Source organism: Microbacterium sp. BF1, from assembly GCF_019279095.1.
Taxonomy (GTDB): Bacteria; Actinomycetota; Actinomycetes; order Actinomycetales; family Microbacteriaceae; genus Microbacterium; species Microbacterium maritypicum.
This window is the reverse complement of the sequence record NZ_JAGYWT010000255.1, coordinates 1-3,500: the sequence shown is the minus strand read 5'-3', so window position 1 is coordinate 3,500 and position 3,500 is coordinate 1. Positions and strand designations below refer to the sequence as shown.

Annotated in this window: 6 protein-coding genes, 1 tRNA gene and 1 pseudogene; 4 read left to right on the top strand and 4 right to left on the bottom strand. The window is 67.2% G+C overall.

Annotated features, from left to right (window positions below; genetic code table 11):
- Positions 1-449 (top strand): annotated as a pseudogene (locus KZA10_RS09920) (PspA/IM30 family protein); the annotation flags it as partial.
- A 67-nt stretch (positions 450-516) separates the two neighbouring features.
- Positions 517-687: a hypothetical protein gene (locus KZA10_RS09915; RefSeq protein ID WP_218682780.1), complete on the top strand. Its 171-nt coding sequence runs from the start codon at positions 517-519 to the stop codon at positions 685-687.
- 31 nt (positions 688-718) lie between these two features.
- Here KZA10_RS09915 and KZA10_RS09910 read toward each other — a convergent pair whose 3' ends face one another.
- Both KZA10_RS09910 and dcd read right to left on the bottom strand, forming a co-directional pair.
- Complete coding sequence (locus KZA10_RS09910; RefSeq protein WP_218682779.1) at positions 719-901, bottom strand: hypothetical protein; 183 nt, start codon at positions 899-901, stop codon at positions 719-721.
- A 1-nt stretch (position 902) separates the two neighbouring features.
- Positions 903-1,508, bottom strand: a complete 606-nt coding sequence (gene dcd, locus KZA10_RS09905; RefSeq protein ID WP_218682778.1) for a dCTP deaminase — start codon at positions 1,506-1,508, stop codon at positions 903-905.
- A gap of 102 nt (positions 1,509-1,610) precedes the next feature.
- On the opposite strand from dcd, the gene KZA10_RS09900 reads away from it, so the two are divergent.
- Positions 1,611-1,684 (top strand) — tRNA-Gly (locus KZA10_RS09900).
- 19 nt (positions 1,685-1,703) lie between these two features.
- Here the strand turns inward: KZA10_RS09900 and KZA10_RS18610 are convergent.
- Together KZA10_RS18610 and KZA10_RS09890 are read right to left on the bottom strand one after the other, a co-directional pair.
- On the bottom strand, positions 1,704-2,159 hold the full coding sequence (locus tag KZA10_RS18610) for an HTH domain-containing protein (protein WP_189052681.1): 456 nt from the start codon (positions 2,157-2,159) through the stop codon (positions 1,704-1,706).
- Complete coding sequence (locus tag KZA10_RS09890; RefSeq protein ID WP_141386942.1) at positions 2,152-2,409, bottom strand: DUF2283 domain-containing protein; 258 nt, start codon at positions 2,407-2,409, stop codon at positions 2,152-2,154. The genes KZA10_RS18610 and KZA10_RS09890 overlap by 8 nt, the downstream gene beginning before the upstream one ends.
- Before the next feature lie 128 nt (positions 2,410-2,537).
- On the opposite strand from KZA10_RS09890, the gene KZA10_RS09885 reads away from it, so the two are divergent.
- Positions 2,538-3,500: AMP-binding protein (locus KZA10_RS09885; protein WP_218682776.1), on the top strand; the 963-nt coding region annotated here is incomplete at its 3' end.

Here is a 3,500-nt window from a genome sequence, read left to right as displayed (position 1 = left end):
CTGCGGAAGACCCGCAGAAGATGATCGACCAGCTCGTTCGCGACTACACGAACAGCATCGCCGACGCCGAGTCCGCGATCGCGGAGACCATCGGCAACCTGCGCCTGCTCGAGCGCGACCACGAGGAAGACGTCCAGGCTTCGACCGAGTGGGGCAACAAGGCCCTCGCCGCCAGCCGCAAGGCCGATGAGATGCGCGCGAGCGGCAACACCGCCGACGCCGACAAGTTCGACAACCTGGCGAAGATCGCTCTCCAGCGTCAGATCAGCGCCGAGCGCGAGGCCACGGGCGCCGAGCCGCAGATCGCGGCCCAGACCGAGATCGTCGACAAGCTCAAGAGCGGCCTGAACGGCATGAAGGACAAGCTGGTCGAGCTCAAGAACAAGCGCAGCGAACTCCTCGCCCGCGCCAAGGTCGCCGAGGCGCAGACCAAGGTGCAGGACGCGGTCGGCTGACGAGCTGAGCACGCTCTCGGGAGCGATCGACGATCCGCGCGCTGCGGCTCTCGACGGACGAGTGCTGCTGCTGGGCGACGGCGACACTCTCGGCGAGGTGGGTTCGGTCCAGCTGCTCTCCCCCCGCGGCACGGTGACGATCGTGGCCACCGGCATGCTGCTCTCTGCATCGGCGGACACGGCGATCCCGGTCCACACCCTTCCCCGCGAATCCGCCACTCATCAAGCCTAGGTCCGACTCCCGATCCGCCTCCGCCGTCGGGTCAGGACCTCGCCGCATCTGACGGCGGATGGGAGTCGTTCGGGCGGAGGGCTGCGACGTCGGCGGGCGGGATCAGCGACTCGTCCGGAAGATCGAGCCCCTCCGGCGAGCGCGGCTCCTCCAGGGAGGATGCCTGCTCCGGGATGACGGGCTCTTCCGGCTGCGTACCGCTCGCGTCGGTCATCTCAGCCTCCGACTGCTCCGATGTCGGTGGTGCCGACATCCGTCCGATGGAAGTTCTGGAACGACCGGGAGGCCGTCGGTCCGCGCTGTCCCTGGTACCGGTTGCCGTAAGGACCGGATCCGTAGGGGTTCTCGGCGGGATAAGTGAGCCGGAAGAAGCACAGCTGACCGATCTTCATCCCCGGCCACAGCTTGATCGGCAGGGTCGCGACGTTCGCCAGTTCGAGCGTGACGTGCCCCGTGAAGCCGGGATCGATGAAACCCGCGGTCGAGTGCGTGATGAGTCCGAGGCGTCCGAGCGACGACTTGCCCTCGAGACGCGCCGCGATGTCGTCGGGCAGCGTGACCTGCTCGAACGTCGCCCCGAGCGCGAACTCACCGGGGTGCAGGATGAACGGTTCGTCGGGGTCGACCTCGATCAGGCGCGTGAGCTCCGGCTGGTCGACCGACGGATCGATGAAGGGGTACTTGTGGTTGTCGAACAGGCGGAAGTACCGGTCCAGACGCACGTCGATGCTCGACGGCTGGATCATCCCGTCTTCACGCGGGTCGAGGCCGATGCGGCCGGATGCGAGTTCTGCCTTGATGTCGCGGTCGCTGAGAAGCACGGCACCAGCCTAGTTGCCACGGGCTTCCGACGCCGTGCCTGCTTTGGCCAAAGGGCACCGGACGGGTAGGCTGGCGTTCGCCCGCTCCTCGGACGCGGGTACGGGGCTGTAGTTCAATGGTAGAACTTCTGCTTCCCAAGCAGACAGCGCGGGTTCGATTCCCGTCAGCCCCTCCACCTCTACGCACCCACAGGTCTACGCCCCCACAGGTCGGGCCTGGTTGACGGCGTTGATCAGATAAGACGCCCTCAGCGCAATCCTGTACCGCCCCTCGCTCTCGAGAGCTCCGGGATCGTCGAGCGCCGTCGTCAGGTCGTCCAGAGCGACCCTCGTCAGTCGGCTGATGTGTGGGAGTGTGAAACCGCACTCCACCGTCAGCGTCTCCAGGATCGCGCGGAGGCGTTCGTCATCGTCGATCTCGAAACCGTACGCCAACTGCGCACCGAGGATCGAGACGCGCGTCATCTCTTGCGGAGACAGCGTCGGCTCCTCCGCGACGGGCCTCTCGGCACCTGCCGAATCATCGGCGAGGAAAGCAGCGATCTTCTCTTGCGTTATCCGTGTCACAGCCTGCAGAGCACCCTCTGAGATGCACCCCTCCGCGATGAGCCGCCGAAGATCAGCCGCAACATCCTGCCCCTGCTCAGTCATCGATCCGTCCATTCCCCCATGAAGAACGAGGCCGGGTGGCCCCATCGAGATCCTCGGCCCGGAGAAGCCTTGACGCGTGAAGGACTTCGATGCCGAGCAGGTAACCCTCCGAGTCGAAGTCGAGGATAATCTCCCCGTCTCCGCGAGGGTCACGGATGTCGGCGACCTGGGCGGCCGCTTCACCCGGAAGAAGATCGCGGCCGATCGTGATGTAGGCGGCGTCCACCTCGGGGTCGTACCTGATGCTCACCGGCAGCCTCCGCTCGTTCTCGTTCGTTCGAAAAGCATCCCATCCGAATCGTCATCGGTTCCGAACAGAGATAGGAAGGGCGATTTCGTGCGCCCTCCGCGCCGTCCGCACGACCGAGAGAAGCCCCGATGATCGAATCGTCGACACCACCGCTCGCCGCCCTCGACGGCCACCGCAACGTCACCGACCTGCTGGCTGCGCGGGCCGCCGCCGCCCCGGACCATGTGGCGTTCGAGGTCGAGGACGCGTCGACGGACTCCTGGCGGCCGGTCACCACCCGCGCGTTCGAGGACGAGGTGCGCGCTCTGGCGAAGGGGTTCATCGCCCAGGGCATCCGGGTCGGCGACCCCATCGCGATCATGGCTCCCACCCGCTACGAATGGGCCGTCGCCGACCTTGCGGCCTGGTACGCCGGTGCTGTCGTCGTGCCGATCTACGAGACCTCGTCGCCGTCCCAGGTGGACGCGATCGTCGCGGATGCCGGGGTACGCCTGGCCATCGGCGGCACGACCGAACATGCGGCGCTGCTCGAGTCGGCGCTCTCGCACGCCGGCGGAGTCACCCTCGGGGCGTGGGTGATGAGCGCCGAGACCTCGCCCTGGACGCTCCTCGACCTGGTCGCCCGCGGCATCGACGTGACCGATGTGGAGCTCGAGGCCCGCAGGACGGCAGCCACGCAGGATGACCCCGCGACGATCGTCTACACCTCGGGCACCACGGGCGACCCGAAGGGCGTCGTGCTCACGCACCGCAACTTCCTCGGTCAGGTGCTGAACATCGCCGCGGCCTACAGCGAGATCGTGAACGAGTCCGGCAACACGGTCATCTTCCTCCCTCTCGCTCACGTGCTCGCCCGCGGCCTGCAACTGATCTGCCTGGCCAGCGGGATGCGCATCGCGCACCTGTCCGACCCCTCGACCGTCGTCGCCACGCTCGACACCCTCCGACCGACGTTCCTGGTGGTCGTGCCACGGGTGCTGCAGAAGATCCAGGCGGCCGCCGCGGGCAAGGCCGCCGACAAGGGACTCACGAAGATCTGGACGCATGCCGAGGCGACGGCCATCGCGTGGGGCCGCAGCGCCGAGCGAGTC